The 22,620-nt window shown below is 63.3% G+C and carries 17 protein-coding genes; 13 read left to right on the top strand and 4 right to left on the bottom strand.

Annotated features, from left to right (window positions below; all coding sequences use genetic code 11):
- The first annotated feature begins 187 nt into the window (after positions 1-187).
- Genes HX792_RS29410 through HX792_RS29465 form a run of 12 tightly spaced genes read left to right on the top strand, consistent with a single transcriptional unit; the run spans position 188 to position 15,575 of the window.
- Positions 188-1,627 carry an undecaprenyl-phosphate glucose phosphotransferase gene (locus HX792_RS29410; protein ID WP_176999337.1) on the top strand — a complete coding sequence of 480 codons (1,440 nt, stop codon included), beginning with the start codon at positions 188-190 and terminating at the stop codon, positions 1,625-1,627.
- Complete coding sequence (locus HX792_RS29415) at positions 1,627-3,087, top strand: mannose-1-phosphate guanylyltransferase/mannose-6-phosphate isomerase (protein ID WP_176999338.1); 1,461 nt, start codon at positions 1,627-1,629, stop codon at positions 3,085-3,087. Before HX792_RS29410 ends, HX792_RS29415 begins: the two co-directional genes overlap by 1 nt.
- Before the next feature lies 1 nt (position 3,088).
- Positions 3,089-4,000, top strand: a complete 912-nt coding sequence (locus tag HX792_RS29420) for a glycosyltransferase family 2 protein (protein ID WP_176999339.1) — start codon at positions 3,089-3,091, stop codon at positions 3,998-4,000.
- 29 nt (positions 4,001-4,029) lie between these two features.
- Positions 4,030-4,806 carry a polysaccharide biosynthesis/export family protein gene (locus HX792_RS29425; protein WP_176999340.1) on the top strand — a complete coding sequence of 259 codons (777 nt, stop codon included), beginning with the start codon at positions 4,030-4,032 and terminating at the stop codon, positions 4,804-4,806.
- A gap of 14 nt (positions 4,807-4,820) precedes the next feature.
- On the top strand, positions 4,821-6,812 hold the full coding sequence (locus tag HX792_RS29430; RefSeq protein WP_176999341.1) for an exopolysaccharide transport family protein: 1,992 nt from the start codon (positions 4,821-4,823) through the stop codon (positions 6,810-6,812).
- Positions 6,812-8,002 (top strand): glycosyltransferase, encoded by a 1,191-nt coding sequence (locus HX792_RS29435; RefSeq protein ID WP_176999342.1) that lies wholly within the window; start codon positions 6,812-6,814, stop codon positions 8,000-8,002. The genes HX792_RS29430 and HX792_RS29435 overlap by 1 nt, the downstream gene beginning before the upstream one ends.
- Positions 7,992-9,320 (top strand): cellulase family glycosylhydrolase, encoded by a 1,329-nt coding sequence (locus HX792_RS29440; RefSeq protein ID WP_176999343.1) that lies wholly within the window; start codon positions 7,992-7,994, stop codon positions 9,318-9,320. Before HX792_RS29435 ends, HX792_RS29440 begins: the two co-directional genes overlap by 11 nt.
- Positions 9,321-9,328: 8 nt before the next feature.
- Complete coding sequence (locus HX792_RS29445) at positions 9,329-10,546, top strand: glycosyltransferase family 4 protein (RefSeq protein WP_176999344.1); 1,218 nt, start codon at positions 9,329-9,331, stop codon at positions 10,544-10,546.
- The gene (locus tag HX792_RS29450) at positions 10,537-11,640 is read left to right on the top strand and encodes a glycosyltransferase family 1 protein (RefSeq protein ID WP_176999345.1); all 1,104 of its coding nucleotides are present in this window, start codon (positions 10,537-10,539) and stop codon (positions 11,638-11,640) included. Before HX792_RS29445 ends, HX792_RS29450 begins: the two co-directional genes overlap by 10 nt.
- Entirely contained in the window at positions 11,637-13,070 is a 1,434-nt protein-coding gene (locus HX792_RS29455; protein WP_176999346.1) for an O-antigen ligase family protein, read from the top strand. The genes HX792_RS29450 and HX792_RS29455 overlap by 4 nt, the downstream gene beginning before the upstream one ends.
- A 2-nt stretch (positions 13,071-13,072) precedes the next feature.
- Positions 13,073-14,482 (top strand): lipid II flippase MurJ, encoded by a 1,410-nt coding sequence (locus tag HX792_RS29460; protein WP_176999347.1) that lies wholly within the window; start codon positions 13,073-13,075, stop codon positions 14,480-14,482.
- Between the two features lie 37 nt (positions 14,483-14,519).
- Entirely contained in the window at positions 14,520-15,575 is a 1,056-nt protein-coding gene (locus tag HX792_RS29465) for an acyltransferase family protein (protein WP_371319390.1), read from the top strand.
- A gap of 123 nt (positions 15,576-15,698) precedes the next feature.
- Here HX792_RS29465 and HX792_RS29470 read toward each other — a convergent pair whose 3' ends face one another.
- The 4 genes from HX792_RS29470 to HX792_RS29485 all read right to left on the bottom strand — a co-directional run bounded on the left by HX792_RS29470 (position 15,699) and on the right by HX792_RS29485 (position 20,108).
- Positions 15,699-16,292 carry a DUF4174 domain-containing protein gene (locus tag HX792_RS29470; protein ID WP_176999348.1) on the bottom strand — a complete coding sequence of 198 codons (594 nt, stop codon included), beginning with the start codon at positions 16,290-16,292 and terminating at the stop codon, positions 15,699-15,701.
- Positions 16,293-16,457: 165 nt separating this feature from the next.
- Complete coding sequence (locus HX792_RS29475; RefSeq protein ID WP_176999349.1) at positions 16,458-17,090, bottom strand: glutathione S-transferase N-terminal domain-containing protein; 633 nt, start codon at positions 17,088-17,090, stop codon at positions 16,458-16,460.
- Between the two features lie 12 nt (positions 17,091-17,102).
- Positions 17,103-17,681 (bottom strand): GNAT family N-acetyltransferase, encoded by a 579-nt coding sequence (locus HX792_RS29480; protein ID WP_176999350.1) that lies wholly within the window; start codon positions 17,679-17,681, stop codon positions 17,103-17,105.
- 69 nt (positions 17,682-17,750) lie between these two features.
- Positions 17,751-20,108 carry a DNA polymerase II gene (locus HX792_RS29485; protein ID WP_176999351.1) on the bottom strand — a complete coding sequence of 786 codons (2,358 nt, stop codon included), beginning with the start codon at positions 20,106-20,108 and terminating at the stop codon, positions 17,751-17,753.
- Between the two features lie 216 nt (positions 20,109-20,324).
- Between HX792_RS29485 and HX792_RS29490 the strand changes: the two genes are divergently transcribed.
- Positions 20,325-22,556 (top strand): TonB-dependent siderophore receptor, encoded by a 2,232-nt coding sequence (locus HX792_RS29490; protein WP_176999352.1) that lies wholly within the window; start codon positions 20,325-20,327, stop codon positions 22,554-22,556.
- Positions 22,557-22,620: the final 64 nt, after the last annotated feature.

Raw genomic sequence — 22,620 nt, forward strand, 5'->3', positions numbered from 1 at the left:
AATTCGTTGACTGAGCAATAAAAAGGAACACTCCTTAAGTCACTACCCCGCAGGTTTCCTCCGTCCAGGATGGAGTAGTTGCGTTTTACCCAGAGTAGCCGTAGTTCGACTCGCGCTCTAAAGCAGTTCGCTGCCTTATTGAACAAACAGCCGAACAGAGAGCCTGGAGTGCAATGAGGGATGTTTTATGCGAGAAAAGTCGTCAGTCGATAGCCTGTTTTTGACGCGCGCCGGTTTTGTTGAGTTCTTTGTTGTTTTTGTCAAATTGATCCATGGCCTGACGGCCATCTTGCCACCGCTGGTCCTGGTGTATTTCCTCGACCCGATGGACCCCGAAATGCGCCCTCATTTCCTCGGTCTGCTGCTGTTTTTCGCGGTCATGACCATCATTATGTTCCAGGCCATGGGCATCTATTCCGAAGAGCTGTTCAGCAATCGCCTGCGCCTGCGCACCAAAGTGGTGGCCTGGACGGCGGCGTTTTGCATCCTGCTGTTCATGTACCAGATCCTGCAGATGTTCCCGCAACTCAACCCCCATAACCTGGCCGCCTGGTACTTCGCCAGCCTGGGTTTGCTCTGCGTTGAACGCCTGGTGATGCTGCGCCTGTACCGCAACCTGATGCGCAAGGGCAAATACCTGCAACGCACGGTGATCCTGGGTTTCACCGACACCGCCGTGCACGTCGCCGACCACCTGCAACGCAACGGCGATATCCGCTCCGGCCTGATCGGCTTTATCGATGACCGCACCGAACGCATTCCCAAGGAGCTGAGCAACCTGCCGTTGCTGGGCAACACCCGCGACCTGGAAAAGCTGATCCGCTCCGAAGAGGTCAACCAGGTGATGATCTGCCTGCCCTGGGCCGCCGAACAGCGCATCCATGGGCTGGTCAACCGCCTGCGGCAGATGTCGGTCAACGTGATGCTGGTACCCGACATGGCCGCCCTGCGCTACGGCCACAGCCGTATCACCGACGTGGGCGGCATCCTGATGTTCAACACCTCGCAGTTGCCGCTGCGGGGTTGGTCGCCGTTTATCAAGCGTTGTGAAGACTTGCTGCTGGCCAGCCTGGCACTGGTGGCGCTGTCCCCGGTGATGCTGGCGACGGCGATCGCGATCAAGCTCGACTCCAAAGGCCCGGTGCTGTTCCGCCAGAACCGTTATGGCTACAACGACAACGAGATCCGCGTGTTCAAATTCCGCTCGATGTTCACCGACCAGAGCGACTTCACCGCCGAGCAGCAGACCACCCGCCAAGACCCGCGCATCACCCGCGTGGGCCGCATCATCCGCAAGACCAGCATCGACGAGCTGCCGCAGCTGTTCAACGTGCTGCTGGGCAACATGTCCATGGTCGGCCCGCGCCCCCATGCCACGGCGACCAAGGCCGCCGGCATTCCGTTTGAAGTGGCGGTGAGCGAGTACAGCTCGCGGCATCGGGTTAAGCCGGGCATCACCGGCTGGGCGCAGATCAACGGCTACCGGGGCGAGACCGATACCCTGTTCAAGATCCAGAAACGTGTCGAGTACGACCTGGAGTACATCTCCAAGTGGTCGGTGTGGTTTGACTTGTACATCGTCTTCATGACGGTCCCCGCCGTCCTGTCCACCAAGGAGGTCTATTGATGAATACCCTCAACGGATTGATTCCCTGCATTATTTCCGGTGGTTCGGGGACTCGGCTGTGGCCGGTGTCCCGGCAGAACATGCCCAAGCCGTTCATGCGCATGCGCGACGGCCAGAGCCTGCTGCAAAAGACTTTCCAGCGCGCCGCCAAGTTGCCCGGCGTGGAAAGCGTGCTCACGGTGACCAACCGCGACCTGCTGTTTCGCACCCTGGATGACTACCGTGGGGTGAACAAGGCCCACCTGCCCCTGGACCTGTTGCTGGAGCCGTTCGGCCGCAACACCGCGGCGGCCATCGCGGTCGCGGCGTTGCACGTGCAGGAGCATTTCGGCGACCAGGCCCAGCTGCTGGTGATGCCCGCCGACCACCTGATCCTCAATGAAGTGGCGTTCGCCCACGCCGTGACCCAGGCCCGCGACCTCGCCGAGGCTGGCTACCTGGTGACCTTCGGCATCCAGCCTGACCACCCGGAAACCGGATTTGGCTACATCGAAAAAGGCGAAGCGCTGGGCACCGGCAACCGGGTCAAGCGCTTTGTCGAAAAGCCCGACCTGGCCACCGCCCAAGCTTACCTCGACGGCGGCAAGCACCTGTGGAACGCCGGCATGTTCTGCTTCAAGGCCAGTACGCTGGTGGATGAACTGGCCACCCATGCGCCGGACGTGCTCAGTGCCGCAAGAGCCGCGCTGGAACACAGTCAGAGCCTGCAGAGCAAGACCTCGCGCCAGCGTGAGCTGGAGGCCGAAGCCTTTGGCAGCGCACCGGACGTCTCCATCGACGTGGCACTGATGGAAAAATCCAAACAAGTGGCGGTAGTGCCGTGCGACATCGGCTGGAGCGACATTGGTTCCTGGGAAGCCCTGCGCCAGCTCACCCCGAGCGACGCCCATGGCAACCAGGTCAATGGCGAGGCGATTTTGCATGATGTGCACAACTGCTACATCGACTCGCCCAAGCGCGTACTCGGCGCCGTCGGTGTGCGTGACCTGATCATCGTCGACACCCCTGACGCCCTGCTCATCGCCGATGCCAACCGCAGCCAGGATGTGCGTTACATCGTGGCCGAGCTCAAGCGCCAGAACCACCCGGCGTTCAGCCTGCACCGCACCGTCACCCGGCCGTGGGGCACCTACACCGTGCTGGAGGAAAGCAGCCGCTTCAAGATCAAGCGCATCGTGGTCAAGCCTCAGGCGTCGTTGTCGCTGCAGATGCACCATCACCGCAGCGAACACTGGGTGGTGGTCAGCGGCGCGGCGCAGATCACCAACGGCGAGCGCGAATTTTTGATCAACGCCAACGAGTCCACCTACATCCCCGCTGGGCACAAACACCGTCTGACCAACCCGGGCATCATCGACCTGGTGATGATCGAGGTGCAGAGCGGCGAATACCTGGGTGAAGACGACATTGTGCGCTTCGACGACATCTACGGGCGCGCGCCCCTCGACGTGAAAAAATAATATGCGCACCTCGTTGATCATCCCGACCCGCAACGCGTCCAGCCACCTGGCGCGACTGCTGCCTGCGCTGCACATGCAGCGCCTGCAACCGGACGAGATGCTGGTGGTCGACAGCGCCTCCAGCGATGACACCGTGGCGCGCTTTCGCGAGTTTGGCGCGCGGGTCGAAGTGATCGACGCCCGTGATTTCAACCATGGCGGCACGCGGCGCTGGGCCAGCGAGCAGGTCGATGGCGAGGCCTTGATCGTGATGACCCAGGATGCGATCCCGGCCGACCCCGACACCTTCGCCAACCTGCTCGACGAACTGCAGCAAGACCCGCTCAACGGCGTGGCCTACGGCCGTCAGCTGCCGCACCCGGGTGCCGGGGTGCTGGGCGCGCAATCGCGGCACTTCAACTACCCGGACCAGAGCCGCAGCAAAAGCCTGGAAGATGCGCCGGAACTGGGGATCAAGACCTGCTTCAGCTCTGACTCGTTTTCGGTGTACCGGCGCAGCGCCTTGCAGTCGGTGGGTGGTTTTCCTGTCGATGTGATCGGCAGCGAAGACGCCTACGTGGCCGCACGCATGCTGCTCGAAGGCTACAAGGTGCGCTACGCCGCTTCGGCGCGGGTGTACCACTCCCACGATTACCGACTCATGGATGAGTTTCACCGCTACTTCGACATTGGCGTTTTCTACGGTCGCGAGCCATGGATCCGCCAGGCCTTTGGCGACGCGGGCGGTGAAGGTAAACGCTATGTACTGGCTGAGCTCGCGGCGTTACGCGCAGCCGGTGCATTGCACCGCGTACCCGAAGTACTGGTGCGCAGCGCGTTCAAGTTGCTCGGCTACCGGCTGGGCCACCTGGAACGCCGGCTCCCCCTCGCCCTCAAGCGGCGCATCAGCATGTTCCCCGGTTATTGGAGGTGAGCATCATGACCAACAGGAAGTCCCAATTGATGAAACGAACCCTGCTCGTCCTGGCCATGATTGCCTTGGCCGCCTGCAATACCCCTGCGCGCATCGTCCGGCCGGATGGCCAGGCCGTCGAGGACGGCAAGCGCGCCCTTGAACAGTTGGCACAACTGCCCCAGGCCGTGGAACGCATCCGCGTCGGCGACCAGCTGCGCATCGTGCGTGATGCCGGGGAGATGCCGACGCTGTCGGCATTCAACGTCAGCACCATCTACGAGCTGACGCTGTACACGGTGCAAACCGACGGCAAGATCAACTACCCGTTCCTGGGGCCGATCCAGGTGGCCGGGCGCCAGCCTTCGGAGCTGGCGGCGGAGCTGAGCAACAAGCTCGCCCCGGTCTACCGCGAACCGCGGGTGACGGTGAACATCAACCAGGCACCGGGTAACTCGGTGATCGTCGGCGGCGCGGTGAACAACCCGACGGCGGTGCAGATCGGCACGGCCAACACCCTGGAGCAGGCCATCATTGGCGCCGGTGGGGTGAACCCTGCGGGCGATGCCAGCATGGTCGCCTTGCTGCGCGAGGATGCCCAGGGCGCCTACCACGCCTATTTCCTGGACTTCAGCCAGTACCTCAGGCCCGGCCCCAACGGGCGCAAACCAGTACGCCTGCAACGGGGCGACGTGGTGTTCGTGCCTAAATCCAATGTGGGCGAACGCATCCAGGGAGTGGATACCTACTTGAACCAACTGATCCCATTCACCAAGTCCATCGGGGTCGGCTACAACTACACCCGAACCAGCGGCGGCAATAACTAAAGGAGCGACATCCCATGATCGAGATCCGTTCTTTTCGTGATCTTCTGCGCTTGTTCTTCATCTTCCGGCACGAGTTCAAACTGGCGGCGATTGCCGCGCTGGTGATCATCTTGCTGGGGGCGTTCCTGCTGCCGGCCAAGTACGAATCCACTGCGCGCCTGCTGGTCAAGCCAGGCCGTGACTCGACCTTGCCGATCGAGATCAGCAACCGCCAGGCGCTGGTCATGCCCAGCACCCAGCGTGACCCGATTGTCGACGAAGAGCGCCTGCTGACTGGGCGCCCGATCGTGCGCGCAGTGGCCGAGCACTACCTGGAAATCATCGAAAACGCCCCACCACCTGAGGGCTTCTGGAAGCGCACCAAGTACTACGTCAAGGCCGGTATCGGTGGCGTGTTCGATGGCTTGCGCGTGGTGCTGGAAACCGTCGGCATCGTCGAGAAGACTACGCCCGTGGAACGCCTGGCCGCCAGCCTTGAGAAGAACTTCGAGGTCAGCCACGCCGCAGGCTCCACGGTGATGGACATCAGCTTCAAGTGGGGCGACCCGGAAATCGCCCAGGCCGTGGTCAAGAACTGGGTCGAAACCTACATCGCCGAACGCACCGAGGCCTTGGGCCGCAAGAGCCTGTACGCGTTCTATGAAGGCCAGGTGAACACCAGCGCCAACGAGATCAAGAGCTACAAGCAGCAGATCCTCACGCACCTCAATGAGATCGGCGCGGCGAGCATCACCGACCGCCTGGAAGACCTGTCCGAGCGCATCAACGTGCTGCGCGGCGAAACCTTCAACACCACACGATTGATCGCCTCCTCCGACAGCGCCATCGCCAGCACCCGCGAGCAGCTCAAGGGCCAGCCCAAGGAAGTGACCACGGTTCGCCAGATCGCCCTCAACCCGCAACAGCAGGACTTGCGTCGCCTGCTCAACCAGAAGTTGCTGGAAAAGGCCGACATGATGCGCACCTACACGGATAACGCGCCGCCGGTCAAAGCCCTGGATGCGTCGATCCAGGCCATGCGGGTGCAGGTTGCCAGTGAAAGCAACACCGTGCAGAGCTCGGAAAACCGTGCGCCGAACACCCTGGAAATCCACTTGCAGCGCGTGCTGCTGGATGAAACCAGCAACAACCTGGCGCTGCGCACCCAGTTGGTTCAACAACAGAAACAGCTGGTTAACCTGGAATCGCAACGCAAGGAGGCGCTGGAGATTGAACCGGAACTGGCCCGCCTCTCGCGCGAGCTGAACACCACCGAGCGCAACTACGCGCTGTACGTGGACAACCTGGAAAAATCGCGCATCGACCGTGAGCTGGACAACAGCCAGATCAGCAACATCGCCGTGATCGAAGAAGCCACCCTGAACCCGGGCCGCATCTTCCCGAAAACCCTGGTGATGCTGGTGTTGGCGATCCCGTTTGCCATCGTCGTCGGGCTGCTGGTGATCTACCTGTGCTACCTGCTGGACCAGCGTATTCACGACGGTGGCCTGGTGGAACGCAAGTTCGGCCTGCCGCTGTGGACCACCCTGCCGGAACTGGACACCAGCACCGCGCAGAGTACCAACGCGTTCAACGCCAGCATCTACCGGCTGTACAGCCTGCTGCAGCCTGATCGCATTGCCGACCATGGCCTGACTCTCGGGCTGACCTCGGCACGCCACGGCGAAGGCGTGACCTTCGTGGTCGAGCAACTGCGCCTGTTGCTGCAAGAGAACGGCATCAATGTGCGTGTTGGCGGCTCGGCGCCGGCCGAACCGGGTGAGGTGGTGCTGCTGGATGCTTCAGCGTTACTGGACAACCGCGAAGCGTTTATCAACCTGCGCCGCGCCGACCTGATCGGCCTGGTGGTGGAAGCCCAGAAGAGCACGGTGCCGGTGGTGGAACATGCGCTGTCGATCCTCAACACCGCGTTCGGCAAGGTGGACGGCATCATCATCAACCGTCGCAAATTCGAAGTACCGGCCAAGGTACTTCGGACCATCGCCAAGTACCGGGGGGCGTTCTGATGCGCATCGCCCTGCTCGCCCCTCTGCCGCCGGAAAAAAACGGGATCGCCGATTACGCGAACCATTTCAAGGCGGCCCTGGAGCAAGTGGGCGTGACGGTGGCGACACCGTTGACGGGCGTCGAAGGCAGCACCGAGGCGATCAAGCGCGCCATCGACGGGTTCGACTGGCAGAGCGTGGACCTGGTCCACGCCGAGCTAGGCGGCGGGCGGCTCGGCGAGTTCCTGGCGCTGCGCGAACTGCGCAAGGCCTACCCTAGCCTGCCGTTGACGGCCACGGTGCATGACCCGGAGCGCATGGTGTGGCGGCGCGAACACCTGCCCTTCCCGCTGAACCTGCTGGAACGTCTGCCCAGCCCGCTGCCCCAGGCAGCGGTGGTGCTGGCCGACCCGCTGACGTTGCGCGAAGAGCGCCTGGTCGCCAAAGGCCTCACGCGGCTGATCACCCTCACTCGCCTGGGCGCCGATTGCCTGAGCGAACGCATGCAACTGCCAGCTGGCAAGGTGGCGGTGATCAACCACGCCAACCTGGCCATTCCTCCGGCACCGCTGCCCTCGCTGGACACCTTGCACCTGCTGTATTTTGGTTTTATCTACCGTGGCAAAGGCATTGAAGACCTGTTGCAGGCATTGGCCGACGTCTTCAAGAGCGCCCCCGAATTGCGTGACCGTGTGCGCCTGACCCTGGCCGGGGGCACCGCCCCTGAAATGGCGTTTGGCGCGGGCGGCAACTACCTGGAGCAGCTGAACAGCCAGATCGCCGAATTGGGCCTGACGGGTGTGATCGACTGGCGTTTGAACCTGCCGGCCGATGAGATTGCCCAGACGATCCAGGCGCACCATGTGATGGTGCTGCCGTACCGTGAATCGAAAAAGCTCGGCCTGCTGGGCCGCCAGCGTGGCACCAGTGGCGCGTTGTCCTGGGCCACCGCCTGCGGGCGCGGCGCGATCACCTCCAACGCCCGCGCGTTTGCCGAAGAGGTGGCAAGCGGCAACGGTGCGATCTTCCCCGAGGGCGATGTGGCGGCATTGAGCGAGCAGTTGTTGCGCCTGGCACGCACGCCGTTGCTGGCTCGGGACTGGGCGGAACGCGCCGGGGAAATCGGCCGCGAACGCCTGTGGCCCCTGACCGCGCAAAAGTTCAAGCAGCTGTTCGAGCAAGCGATTGCGGGAGTTCCCTATGGCGCGTAAACGCACCTACCTGGCCACCCTTGCCGTCATCGCCGCCCTGGGCCTGACCGCCTTCCTGTGGGGGCGCCAGGCCGACGCCGAGAACCATGTGCTCAAGGGCAGCAAGGTGGTGGTATGGAAAGACTTCCTGGGGGTGAACGCGCAGTTCCTGTGGTTCAGCCCCACGCTCTACCAGAAGCAGATCGACCGTCTCAAGGCGCTGGGCCTGGAGTGGGTGCGCCTGGACCTGCATTGGGATCAGCTGGAACCTGCGCAGGGCCAGTACCAGATCGCCACGCTGGACCAACTGGTGGGCAACCTGCAAACCAACCAGCTCAAGTCGGTGTTCTACCTGGTGGGCTCGGCGCCCTTCGCCACCACCGCGCCGGTGGGTGCGCCCTATCAGGACCAGTACCCGCCCAAGGATCCGAACCTGTTTGCCAACCGGATGGCGTTGCTGTCCCAGCGCTACCCCAGCGTGAATGCCTGGCAGGTATGGAACGAGCCCAACCTCCTCGGCTTCTGGCGCCCGGTGGCCGACCCGGCCGGTTACGCCGCGCTGCTGACCGCCACCGCAGCCGCCTTGCGCGCCGTGGACGCAAACAAACCGGTGGTGGCGGCCGGCATGGCGTTTTTCAGCGAGATGCCCAACGGCCAGACGATGCTCAGCGCCCTCGGCGCGCTCGGTGTGGCGAGCCTGAATACCATCATCTCGTATCACCCCTACACCCAACTGCCCGAAGGCAACGACCCGTCCAACCTGGACTTCATCAGCAAGACCACCACACTCAACCAGGCGTTGCGCAATGGCGGCGTGCAAACCCTGTGGAGCACTGAATGGGGCTGGTCGACCTACCCGGGGCCCAAGGACGCCCAGGACCTGATCACCCAGCAGGGCCAGGCCGACTACATCGTACGGCGCGTGGCGCTGATGAGTGCGATGGATTACGACAAGATCTTCCTGTTCACCCTCAGCGACCTCGACCAGCGCGCCAGCGTGCGTGATCAGTATTACGGCTTGCTGGATATCGACGCGAACCCCAAGCCGGCCTACACCGCGCTGAAGAACTTCCTCGATGTGAGTGGCCCGCAACTCACCCCCGGCGACCCACCCACCGCCGACAGCTTGCCCGACGGCCTGTTCAGCATTGGCTGGACCCGCGCCGATGGGCACAAGCTGTGGTTCTTCTGGTCGGCCGAAGGCGGCAGCGCGCACTTGCCCAACCTGACCAGCGCCACCCTCTACGACCCGTTGCGCGGCACGCAAACCCCGGTGAGTGGCACCAACGGCCTGACTGTACCAGTCAAGTCGAACCTGCAAATTCTGTTATGGGATTGAAGCCCGTCATGCGCATTTTATGGATCCTGCCCTACTCGCCCTGGCCCGCCACCAGCGGTGGCAAGACGCGCCAGTTCCACCTGCTGCGCAGCCTGGCCGCCCGTGGGCATCGGATCACCTTGCTGCTGCATGACAAACATCCGGTGTCGCTCACCGACCGCCAGGTGCTGGAAGCGTTTCTCGAACAACTGATCATCCTGCCGCGCCGCCCACTGCGCAGCTTCAAGACCCTGGTGGCCGGGTTGTTTGCGCCCTACCCGCTGCTGGCCAGCGTGAACGGTTTGTCGGGCCCCTTGCAGGACACCTTCAACCAGTTGCTCAACGAGCATTGGGACGTGGTGCAGATCGAACACAGCTACACCTTCCAGCCTTATGAAGACACGCTGCTGCGCAAATCCCAGCCATTCGTGCTGACCGAACACAACGTGGAGTCGGCCCTCGGCGCCGCCACCTATGACCGTTTGCCAGGCTGGGCGTTGCCGTTCATTCGCTACGATCAATGGCGCTATACCCGCTGGGAACGCCGGGTGATGCGTCAGGCGGCGCAGGTGGTGGCAGTGACAGACACCGACGCCCAGGTGCTGGAAAAGATCGCCGGCAAGCCGGTGCCGGTGGTGGTCAATGGCGTGGATTGCGACCACTTCGCCGCAGCCCGTCCCGACTCGTCGACGCGCCGCGTGTTGTTCCTGGGCAACTATGAATATGCGCCTAACGTGGACGCCATCGAATGGGCCCTGGACGAGATCCTGCCCAAGGTCTGGGAGCGCTGCCCGGAGGCGCGCATGAGCGTGTGTGGTTTCGGCATGCCGGGCAGCTGGCGCGAACGCTGGAAGGACCCGCGCATTGAGTGGCAAGGTTTTGTACCGAACCTACTGAACCTGCAATCGAGCTGCTCGGTGTTCCTGGCCCCGTTGCGCCATGGCGGCGGTTCCAAATTGAAAGTGCTGGAAGCCCTGGCCGCCGGCCTGCCGCTGGCGAGTACCGACCAAGGCGTGTCCGGCCTGGACCTGGTCGAAGGCCTGGACTACCTCGGCGGCCAGAGCGCCACCAGCCTCGCGGATTCGGTAGTGCGCCTGCTGCAATTTCCCGACGCCGCCGCGCCCATGGGCGAAGCCGGGCGCGCCTATGTGCGCCGGGCCCATGACTGGAGTGTGGCGGCCAGCCAGCTGGAACAGGTGTACGCCAGCCTGTCGCCGCTCGAGCAAAAGGAGCCCGCATGCGTGTAGGCCTGGATTACCGCACCGTCGGCACGTCGCCGCAATCGGGGATCAGCCGACAGGTGTACGCCCTGGAGGATGCCCTGCGTGCGCTGCCAGAGATCGAGCTGGCGCGGTTCACCGTGGCGCCCCTGGGCGATGAAACCCGTTTGCAGGCCCATTGCCCGGCCTGGGGCTGCGCGAAGACCGCCATGCACCAACCGCACAATCGCCTGCGTTTCGAGGCAGGCTTTCTGCCGCGTGCGTTGCGCGAGCAGCACATCGACTTGTACATCAGCACCTTCAACATGGGCCTGCCGTTGCCGCCCAAGCCCAAAGGCTTGCGCACGGTGGTGCTGTTGCATGACCTGTTCCAGATCACCTTGAACAACTACCACGCCAACCGCTTGAAGGCGTTGATCTACAAGACCAGCGATCGCCTGTCGATTGCCTACGCGGTGCACAGCGCCGACCGGGTATGGACGCCCTCGCAGTACAGCGCCGATGAAACCGCGCGGCTGTTTCCCAAGGCGGCCGGCAAGATTCGTGTGCTGCCCAATCAGGTCGATGGTTTTGTCGAATTGGCGGCCGACCTCAGCGCGCGCCAACTGCCCGAACGCTATTGGTTGCTGGTGGGCACCCGTGAATTGCGCAAGAACGTACCGTTCCTGGTGGACGCCTGGCAGCAGGCGCGTCGCCAATCGCCGGCCGTACCGGAGTTGGTGCTGGTGGGCAGCCTCGACCATTTGCCTGAAGCCCAGCGTAGCCTGTCAGGCATTCGCGCCTTGAGCGGTGTGTCGGACGCCGAGCTGCACGCGCTCTACCGCCAGGCCTCACGCCTGTGGCAGCCCTCCTACGCCGAAGGTTTTGGCTTGCCGGTGATCGAAGCCCTCAGTGTCGGCACGCCGGTGGCGGTGGCCAGTGGCACGTCACTGGATGAAATCACCCCACCGTCGGCACCGCGCTTTTCGCCCACCGACGGCCCGGCCCTGGTGCAACTGATGGTGGATGTGTGCGAGAGGCCTGATGAAGAGTCGCCCGAGCAACGACGCCAATGGGCCGAACGTTTCAACCGCCAGGCGTACCGTCGGCGCCTGGCCGAACTGATCGAGGAATTGAAGTGAGACTATCTCTGGCAAGCCTCGTCGCGATCCTGTTCGGCCTGCTGTTTGGCGGCCTCGCCCTGGCGCTGTCACCGGCCAAGGCGTTCCTGGCGGTGATCGGCCTGGCGGCAGCGATGACCATCCTGCGCTTTCCGTTGTGGGGTCTGTTGTTGTTTGCCGGGGTGGCCACGTTCATGCCGTATTCCACCGTTAACCTGGGCATTCGCAGTACGGTCAGCGAGGCGATCCTGGCCCTGACCTGGGGCGCGGTGCTGTGGCACAACTTCCTGGCGCGCCTGCCCGACACGCCGAGCCTCACTCGCCGTCCCACCGACCAGATGCTGCTGTGGCTGATGCTGTTCAGTGTGTTCCCGTTCATCGTCGGCCAAGTAACCATCCACGCCGACACCAGCGGCGTGGCCAACTGGCTGCGTTGGCTGCTGAGCCTGTCGGCGGTATTCCTCTGCGCGAAGTTGCTGACGGAGCACAAACAGCGCGAATCGTTGGTGATCGCCCTGTTGCTGGGTTCCCTGGCGATGCTGGTGCTGTCGATCGCCGTGTTCGTGCGCACGCGCTCAGGGGCGGGCATTGCGCCGATCCTGGCGGTGTTCAACTACGGCAACTTCGACATGCTCAAATTCGGCCTTGAAGCGATGTCATCGCGCATGGGCTCGCCGTGGATGCACCCGAACGCCATCGGCGGGATCATGGCGTTGCTGCTGCCGCTGGCGTTCTGCTTCGGCATGACCGAACAGGGCTGGAAGCGCGCGCTGGGCCTGGGCGTGGCGTGCCTCGGTGCCGCCGCCTTGCTGTTGGCCAGTAGCCGTGGCGCGATGGTCAGCCTGGCCTTGGTGCTGATGTGGATGGCCACGCGACGTGTGCCTTACACCGGGCGTTTGTTGATGATCGGCGCGGCGCTGACTGTGGCGCTGGTGATGGCGTACCCGCCGTTACAGGACCGGCTGGCGACGATTTTCTCCTCGAGCAACGCCAGTACCGAAGTGCGTTTTGACGAGTACCGCATGTTCCCCGAAGCCATGGCGGCGTATCCGTTCGGGATTGGCTTCAAGGTCGACCCTCCGGTGCCCGGCACGCACTTTTTGGGGATCTCCAACCTCTGGCTGAACTTCATCTACAAGACCGGCATCGCCGGCATGCTGTTTTTTGTCGCGGTGACCGTGCGTTGGTGGCGTGAAGCGCGCCCTGAAAAAGGCCCGATCCGCCTGACCAAGGACAATGCGCTGTGGCTGGGCAGTACCGCAGGGATTCTGTCGGCGCTGGTCAGTGGGTTGTTCGACCACTACTTCAGTTTTGCCGTGGTGATGGTGGCGCTGTTCTGGCTGATGGTGGGCATCAATGTGCTGGAAGCTCGCCGGTTGTTTCCGGCACGCCTGCCGCAGGTCAAGAGCGTGGTGCCGGGCAAATCACTCCTAGACGGCGCGCGGCCTTAACCATGCTCGGCTCTGCCGTCTGGCTGACCCTGGCGACCCTGCTGGGCCTGTGCCTGGGGTTCGCCCGTGAATGGCTGCTGGTGGCGGCCTGGGGCGCGGGGGAGCGCAGCGATGCATTCCTGATCGCGCTGTTCTTGCCCGAAGCGTTACGTATGTCATTGGCCGGTGGTGTGCTCAGTGCCGCCGCGTTGCCGTTGTACCTGGAGCGCAAGGACGGCGAACGCCTGGATTGGCTGGCGGTGCTGTTCCCGGCGTTGATGCTGATTGCCCTGGTCACAGGCCTGCTGCTGACGGTGTTGGCGCCCTGGCTGGTGCAGTTACTCGGCCCCGGCTTGGCGGCCAACGCCACGGCCCTGGCCAGTAGCAACCTGCAGATCGTGGCCTGGTGCGTGCCGGGGTTGATGCTGCATGCGCTGTTCAGTATTCCGTTGCAGGCCAGCGAACGCTTTGTGCTGGCGGGGTTGGGCTCGTTGCTCTTCAACCTGCCGCCGGTGACCTACCTCGCCCTGGCCGGCACCGCCACGCAACCGCACTCCCTGGCCTTGGCGTGCCTGGCCGGCAGCGTGTTGATGCCCTTGGCACTGCTGCCGTCGATCTGGCGCCAGGGCTGGCGGCCGTGGCGCTGGCAGATGTCCTTTACACCGCTGCGGGAGTTGGGCCAACGCATCGGCCCATTGCTGTTGAGCAACGGCGCCAGCCAGGGCTTGGCGTTGATCGAGCGGCTAGTGGCGTCGTTGCTCGGTGAAGGTGCGGTGACCTGGGTCAACCTGGCGCGCAAGCTGATGAACCTGCCGCTGATTGCGCTGATGAGCCTCAACCAAGTGCTGTTGGGCATGATGAGCCGGCGTCAGGGCGATGAGCGCCTGGCCCTGCTCAAGCGCGGCCTGGAAACCGCCAGCGTGCTGACCCTGCCGGCCGGGGTGGGCCTGGTGGCCGCTGCGCCGAGCCTGGTGGCATTGCTGCTGCCCAAGCAATCGGTGGATTCGCCGTTGCCGTTGCTGCTGGCCTGGTTTGCCGTGCCGCTGGTGTTCGGCGCCTGGAATGCGTTGCTGGCGCGTTATGCCTATGCGGCCGGCGACACGCGCCAGCCATTGCGTTGCGAGCTGCTCGGCAGTTTGGTCAACGTGGTATTGCTGGGCGCCCTGCCTTTCGTGTTCGGCCTGGCGGGCATTCCGTTGGCGGCGCTGGCGGGGGTGATCTGCACGGCGTTGCTGCTGATGCAGCGTCAATCGCTGCTCGGCGCCCTGCCCTGGGCGCGGCAATGGGGACTCAGTGCGCTGGCGATGGGGTTGGCGGCGCTGGCGTTGTTTCGGATTGAAAGCGTGTGGTTGCAATTGGGGCTGAGCACCCTGGCGGGTGCGGTGGTGTTGCTTGGGATGGGGCTGTGGTTGAAGCCGTGGCGCAAGGCGTGAGGCGCGCGACAGGGGTTTATAGAGAGGGAGAGGTCACGTGAAGCATCGTTGGATTCAAATGGACATTGCCAAGGGCATCGGCATCTTGATGATCGTGTACGGTCACAGTTGGTTCGTGGCGAACTCGCTGGAGTTGCAGTACCCGATTATTGCCTCGTTCATCTTGCCGCTGTTTTTTTTCCTGTCCGGTGTGTTCTTCAAGCCCGAGCAGCCGTTTGTGGAGATGGCGGTGCGCAAGGCCGACGGTCTGCTCAAACCGTTTTTCTTCACCATGCTGGTGTATGTGATCGTACGCGACGTACTGCGCGGCCAACCCCTGCTGCCGGATATCGGCGGCGTTCTGTATGCCTCGGTGGACACCATTCCCTGGCAGGCACTGTGGTTTCTGCCGCACTTCTGGGTCGCGATCCTGTTCAGTTGGGTGATGCTGCGCCTGATCCAACGCCTGAAGTTGTCACTGCCGGTGAGCTGCCTGCTGATGGTGCCACAGCTGTTGATCGGCATCTGGGTACTGCCGTGGTTCTGGCAAGTACCGGTGAGCGTCGGCGGCCAGACCTGGGTGGTGCCCGGCTTGCCCTTCGGGCTTGAAATCACCCTGATCAGCAGCACCTACTTCATCTGCGGCTACCTGCTGCGCGACTGGCTGCGTCGGCACGAAGGATCGTGGCTGGCGCTGGTGATTTCGGTGGCGTTGTTCGCCGCCGTGTTCCTTGGCAGCCACGCCACCATGGACCTGGCGCAACGACGCTATGACCACTGGCTGTGGACCAGCCTGCTGGCGGTGCTCGGCGTGTACGCGTGCTGGTCACTGGCGCGGGTGCTGATGGTGTCGACCCTCATCACACGGGCGATGACTTACATTGGCCAGAACACCTTGATCCTGCTGATCTTCCACGGTGAGATCCAGCACAAGACGGTTGACCTGCTGGAGCGGCTGGGGCTGCACGCGTTTGTCGCGGCGTGCGTGGGTTTTGTGGTAGCGGTGGTGGTGCCGTTGTTGATCGGGGAAGTGATCAAGCGGGTGGCGTTCTTGAGGTTCTTCTACTTTCCGTTTCCGGTGCGTAAACCGGCCGGGAATAAGGCGACAAGTTAAGGAACACTGGAGACCCAATGTGGGAGCCGGGCTTGCCCGCGATGGCGGTGGTTCAGCTAAGTCTTTGGTAGCTGACACGACGTCATCGCGGGCAAGCCCGGCTCCCACAGGGTGTTATGTGTTTCAGTCGTCGAGTTGTTGGGGGGCTGGTTTGCTGCCGGCTTTTTCCGGCTTGGCCGGTTTGGCAGGCTTGGCCCCTTTGGCGGGAGGCGTCGCAGCAGGCTCGGGCTCGGCCGGTGCGGCCAGGTCTTTTTCAGCCTGGGGCATCTGGTCGATGGCGCTGAAGAATTCCTTCAGGTCGAGGGTGTCCGGTGGCACAGTCTTCTCGACTTTCTTCTCGCCGTCCTTGCCCACCAGAATCACCTTGGTACCGCTACCGGCACCCAGCTTGAGGGCGCGGATCAGGGCGTTGGTTTCCGGTGGCGTGAGCTTCTTGCTGTCCTTGGGGTCCTTGGCGAACTTCTCGCCTTCGGCACCGATGCTGCCGAATGACACGGTGTAGAACACCATGTTGCGTTCTTCGAAGGACTGCTTGGTGGCGGGCTCGTTCAATTGCTTCTTGAGGGTGGCCAGGGTCGGGTTGCCGGAGTCCAGCTCCACCACCACCAGCGGGCGTGATTTGCCCAAATCCTGCTTGAGCGGGTTGATATCATCAGCGGCCAACAGCGGCCCCGTAAAAGCCATCAAGGTAGCCAGGGTCAGCGACCGGATGAGCATGCGCACCTCCTTCCAATTCCATGCAGGGTTCTTGAGTTTCATGTCTGCGACAGTCAAATTCAAGGATGATTCCTACACCACTTTAAGAAAGCGTAGGTCAGGACGCCCGCTACGCAAGGGGTTGGACCGGGTCTGCGGTGATTGTTTCCACTGATTACGGAAACATCATGAGACCTTCCACTCCGGCCAATGCCGCGCAAACACGGGAGCCACGACAGGGTCGGCGTCCACCTGCGCCAGGGTTTGTGCAAAGCCCGGGGCGAGGCCGTTCAACGCCTCCCGTGATTCGTCCCAACGCGACACCGCCGCCGCCATCAGGCCCAGCGCATTCGGCTCTCCGCCTGGAGAAAACAACTGCTCGGCAAACTGGTCGGCGAACACCACCCAGGCCTGGTGCAGGTAGCGCCGGGTGCCGGTGACCAGTTGCGCCTGCACCGTTTCATTGACATTGCCCAGCCAGCGTTGCGGGTAGTCGATGATGCCGATGGCCGAGTAGCAATTGGCGGCGATGTACACCAGGCCGCGGATAACCTGGGCACGGTTGCCGCCCAGCAGGTCGGCGGCGGGAAACTCCAGGCCGAGGTGGATGAGGATCGCGGCACTTTCCGTCAGCACCTGGCCATCCGGCGTGACCAGGGTGGGCACTTGCTTGAGTGGGTTGATGCGCGCCAGTTCATCACTGCCCTCGCCCTCTGCCCACGAGGCCGCGTCGACCCGCCGCCACGGCACCGCGCAGCGCTGCAGGGCGATTTCGATCATGCAGGAGCCGGATTCGTCGATGCCATAGAGCGTGTACATGGGCCTTTCCTCCTAGCGTTGCAGTTTGGCCTGCAAACCGGCCTTCACCTGCGGCCATTCCGAGTCGATGATGCTGAAGCGCACCGAGTTGCGCTTGCGCCCGTCGGGCATGATGCGTTCGTGGCGCACGATGCCTTCCTGCACGGCGCCCAGGCGCAGGATCGCGGCGCGGGATTTTTCGTTGAGTTCATCGGTGGTGAATTGCACGCGCACGCAGTCGAGCACTTCGAAGGCGTAGGTCAGCAACAGCAGTTTGGCTTCGGTGTTGACCGCGCTTTTTTGCGTGGATTGCGCCAGCCAAGTGTGGCCGATTTCCAGCTTGCGGTTGACCCGGTCGACTTTCCAGAACCGCGTGCTGCCCACTACCTGGCCGCTGTCACGGCGCACGATGGTGAACGGAATGACGGTGCCGGCATCACGCCCAGCCAGGGCGGTGTCGATGTACTTATCGACGGTGTCCGGCCCCGGGACGTTGGTGACCTTGAGGTTCCACAGTTCGCCATCGGCGGCGGCGTCGAGCAAGGCGGCCTTGTGGTCGCGGAGCAGGGGCTGGAGTTCGACCGTGGTGCCGGTCAGGGTGATCTGGGTCATGGAGGCGCTGCCGTCTGAGGGTCGTCAGAGACAGAGAGTGCAGGCTGGCGCCCGCACGAATCAAGCGTTTTAAAACAGGCCCATCTGCCCACCCACCAAGGTGCTGAAATCGTCGTCCACGAACGGCAGGATCGCGTCGGCCACCGGTTGCAATTGCCGCGTGACGTAGTGGTCGTAGTCGATGGGCGCCTGGCGCACTTCCAGCGGTTCGGGGCCATTGACGCTGATCACGTAGCTGATCCAGCCACCGCGCTGGTACTGCCGCGGACGCCCCAGACGGTCGTTGTAGTCATCCGCCAGGCGTGCGGCACGCACATGGGGCGGCACATTGCGCTCGTAGTCGTCGAGTTTGCGGCGCAGGCGCTTGCGGTAGATCAGCAGGTCGTCCAACTCGCCGCTCAGGGTGCGCCGCACGTAGTCGCGCACGTAGTCCTGATGGGGCTGGCGATGGAAGATGCGCTGATAAAGCTCCTGCTGGAACTGTCGCGCCAGGGGCGACCAGTCGCTGCGCACGGTCTCCAGGCCTTTGTAGACCATTTCTTCGCTGCCATCGCCGCGCACCACCAGGCCGGCGTAGCGCTTTTTGCTGCCCTCCTCCGCGCCACGGATGGTCGGCATAAGGAAGCGGCTGAAGTGGGTTTCGTACTGCAATTCCAAGGCGCTTTGCAGGCCGAACTCAGTGCGCAAGTGCTCGCACCACCAGTTGTTGACGTGCTGCACCAGCGCCTGGCCGATGCGGCTGGCGTCGTCCTGGGAATGGGCACTGCCCAGCCACACAAACGTCGAGTCGGTGTCGCCGTAGATCACCTCATATCCCTGGGCTTCAACCAGCGCGCGGGTCTGGCGCATGATCTGGTGGCCGCGCATCGTGATCGAGGACGCAAGCCGAGTATCGAAGAAGCGACAGCCGCTGGAGCCCAGCACACCGTAGAAGGCGTTCATGATGATTTTGAGGGCCTGGGACAACGGCGCGTTGTGTTCGCGCTTGGCCACTTCGCGCCCTTCGGAAACCCGCGCGACGATGGACGGCAGACAGTGCCGGGTGCGGGAGAAACGCGCACCGCGAAAGCCTTCCACCGACTCGCTGTCGTCGGGGTGCTTGAGGCCTTCGACCAGGCCCACCGGGTCGATGAGAAAGCTGCGGATGATCGACGGGTAGAGGCTTTTGTAGTCGAGCACCAGCACTGATTCGTAGAGGCCGGGGCGCGAGTCCATGACAAACCCACCGGGGCTGGCCTGAGGCGGTTTGTCGCCCAGGTTTGGCGCGACGAAGCCCTGGCGGTGCATCAGCGGCATGTACAGGTGGGTGAACGCGGCGACGGAACCGCCGCTGCGGTCGGCCGGCAAGCCGGTGACGCTGGCCCGTTCGAGCAGGAACTTGAGCAGTTCGGTCTTCTCGAAAATCCGCGTGACCAGCTCGCAGTCCTTGAGGTTGTAGCGTGCCAGCGCGGGCTTGTCCTCGGCGAACATGCGGTTGATTTCGTCCATGCGCTGGTACGGCGTGGAGATGTCCTTGCCCTCGCCGAGCAAGGTTTGCGCGACGTTTTCCAGGCTGAAGGATTCAAAACTCCAGGTGGCCGAACGCAGGGCTTCGATGCCGTCGATGATCAGCCGCCCTGCCGCCGCCGCAAAGAAATGCGTGCGGCTACCGTGCTCGCGCCAGGCCATGGGCTCGTCGCCCCGGCCGAGCATCAACGGCACCTTGAGGCGCTGGGCATGTTCGTGGAGCACCCGCAGGTCAAACTGCACCAGGTTCCAGCCGATGATTGCATCGGGGTCATGCTGGGCCAGCCATTGGTTAAGGCGTTCGAGCAACTGGGCACGGGTGTCGCAGTAATCGAGCTTGAAGTCGACCGCGTCGACCTTGTTCGGCGGGCCGAGCATGTACACCTGGCGCTCGCCGCAGCCTTCGAGGGCGATGGAATAGAGGTCGCCCTGGGCGGTGGTCTCGATGTCCAGGGACACCAGCTTGAGCGGCGGACGGTAGTCGGGGGCGGGCTTCATCTGCGCCTCGGACAGCGCACCGTTGGCGTCAGGGGTGCCGCCGAACCACACCGGGGCGGTGATGAAGCGCTCCATCATGTAGCGCTCGGGCGGGCGCACGTCGCCTTCATAGACATCGACACCGGCTGCGCGCAGGCGCTTTTCCACGTCCATGGCCTGGCGGTGCTGGCGGGTGTAGAGGCCCAACACCGGGCGATGATGAAAGTCCTGCAACTGCAGCGGGCGCAGCTCGATGTCGCGCTCGCCCTTGAGCAACCAGTCCAGCGGCTTGCGGTGGGCCTCGGGGATAAACATCACCGACGTCTGCATGGGGAGTCGGATAAACCTCGGGCCGGCGTCGGTGGCCAGCCAGAAGCTGACCTCCGTGCCCATCGGGGTATCGCGCCAATGCCGGGTCAGGACAAAACCCTGCTGTAAATCCACCGTACCGCACCTCTGGAATCGCTTTCAGGGCGTGATTCTACTCGGCATCTGCACAAACGCGGCACGTTAACGCGCACGCAGACTGCAATCCGACAAATTTGTTGCAAAACATTAATAACAATCACTATCATTTGCACCGGAGTCGTATCGCGCAGCGAGGACGCGCAACGTTGTTGCCCTATTCCTCACAGTGACGGTTCGCCGTCAGGATCGACCATGCCCACCCGTACCCGACTTTCTGTGCCGTTTCGCCCCACCCTGCTCGCCCTTTGCTGCTCCCTGAGCCTTGGCGCTCACGCTGCCGCCCCCGTCACCCCGCAGGATGCGAACAACAGTCAGGACGGCAACACCCTGGAATTGGGCGCCACCCAGATCAATGCCGATGCGCCAACGGCTAGCGCCCTGCCCCCGGTCTACGCCGGTGGCCAAGTGGCACGCGGTGGCCAGTTGGGTGTGCTGGGCAACCAGGACATCATGGACGTGCCGTTCAGCCTGTCTTCCTACACCGAAAAACTGATTCGCGACCAGCAGGCGCAAACCGTCGGCGATGTGTTGCTCAATGACTCCTCGGTGCGCCAGGCGTCGGGGTATGCCAACCAATCGCAAGCCTTTGTGATTCGTGGCCTGCCGCTCAATGGCGACGATATCTCGTTCAACGGCCTGTACGGCATCGTGCCGCGCCAGCTCATGTCCACCGACGCGCTGGAACGGGTTGAAGTATTCAAGGGCCCCAATGCCTTTATCAATGGCGTAACCCCAGGCGGTTCAGGCATTGGTGGCGGTGTGAACCTGCAACCCAAGCGCGCCGACGACGTGCCGCTGCGCCGCTTCAGCACCGACATCAGCAACGACGGCCGGGTGGGCGAACACCTGGACATCGGCCAGCGCTTCGGCGAAGACAACCGTTTCGGCGCGCGGGTGAACCTTTCCCAGCGCGAAGGCGATACCGGCGTGGACGACGAAAGCCAGCGCTCGAAGCTGTTCTCGGTCGGCCTGGACTACCGTGGTGATGCCCTGCGCTTGTCGGGAGACTTCGTGTACCAGAAACAGCAAGTCAACGGCGGGCGCAACTCGGTGTTCCTCGGCAAGACACTGACCCACATTCCTGACGCGCCTTCGGCCGACACCAACTACGCGCCAAGCTGGGCGACCACCAGCCTGGAGGACACCTTCGGCATGCTGCGTGGCGAGTACGACCTCAACGATAACTGGACCGCCTACATCGCAGGCGGCGCCAAGCACACCAACGAGATCGGGCGTTACTCCTCGACCACCGTGAACGACACGCTGGGCAACGCCACCGTGACCGGCTCGCGCATCGCCCACCAGGAAGACAACACCAGCCTGATGGCAGGCCTCAACGGCAAGTTCCAGACCGGCGCCGTCAGCCACAAGCTGAACGTCGGTTTGACCGGGATCTGGACCCAGTCTCGCAATGCCTACGACTTCGACTTCACCGAGCACGCCAGCAATATCTACAACCCGGTCGACGTGGCGCAGCCGGTCAAGGGCAGCTTCACGGGCGGCGACATGAACGACCCGGGCATTACCGCCAAGACCTTCGCCCGCAGTGCCGCAGTATCGGACACCTTTGGTTTCCTGGATGACCGCGTGCTGTTCACCGCCGGCCTGCGTCGCCAGGAACTGGTGGTACAGGGATATGCCTACGGTACCGGCGAACGCACGGCCAACTACAACAAGGGCATCACCACGCCGGTGTACGGCCTGGTGTTCAAGCCGTGGGACCATGTGTCGTTCTATGCCAACCACATCGAAGGCCTGGCGTCCGGGCCGACCGCGCCGACGACCTTTGCCGGCGCCAACGTGACCAACAAGAACCAGACCTTTGCACCCGCCCGCTCGAAACAGACCGAGGCCGGTGTGAAGGTGGACATGGGCAGCTACGGCGCAACGCTGGGCGTGTACCGCATCGAACAACCGACCCAGGGTTACTCCGAGCTGAACGGGGATGGCACCGCAACGTTTGTGTTCCAGGGTGAGCAGGTCAACAAGGGCGTCGAGTTGAACGTCTTCGGCGAGCCCGTTGCCGGCCTGCGCCTGCTGGGCGGTGCGACGATCATCCACACCGAAGTCAGCGGTACCGCGGGCGGCGCCAATGACGGCAACCGTGCGGTCGGCGTGCCTTCGTTCCAGCTCAACGCCGGGGTGGATTGGGATGTGCCAGGCCTGCAAGGCGTGACGGTCAACGGCCGCATGCTGCGTACCGGTGGCCAGTACGCCGACGCCGCCAACAACTTGAGCCTGCCAACGTGGAACCGTTTCGATGTGGGTGCACGCTACAGCTTCAAGGTGCAACAGCGTGACGTGACGCTGGGCGCGACCGTGGAGAACGTCGCGAACACCAAGTATTGGGAGTCGGCACTCGGGGGTTACCTGACCCAGGGCGATCCACGTGTGGCCAAGCTGTCAGCCACGGTGGACTTCTAAACGTTTGACTGGATGGCGAGCCGGTGCAGTTGCGCATCGCTGGCTCGCCACTAGACTCAGGGCT

This window comes from Pseudomonas sp. B6002 (assembly GCF_013385985.1).
GTDB lineage: Bacteria > Pseudomonadota > Gammaproteobacteria > Pseudomonadales > Pseudomonadaceae > Aquipseudomonas.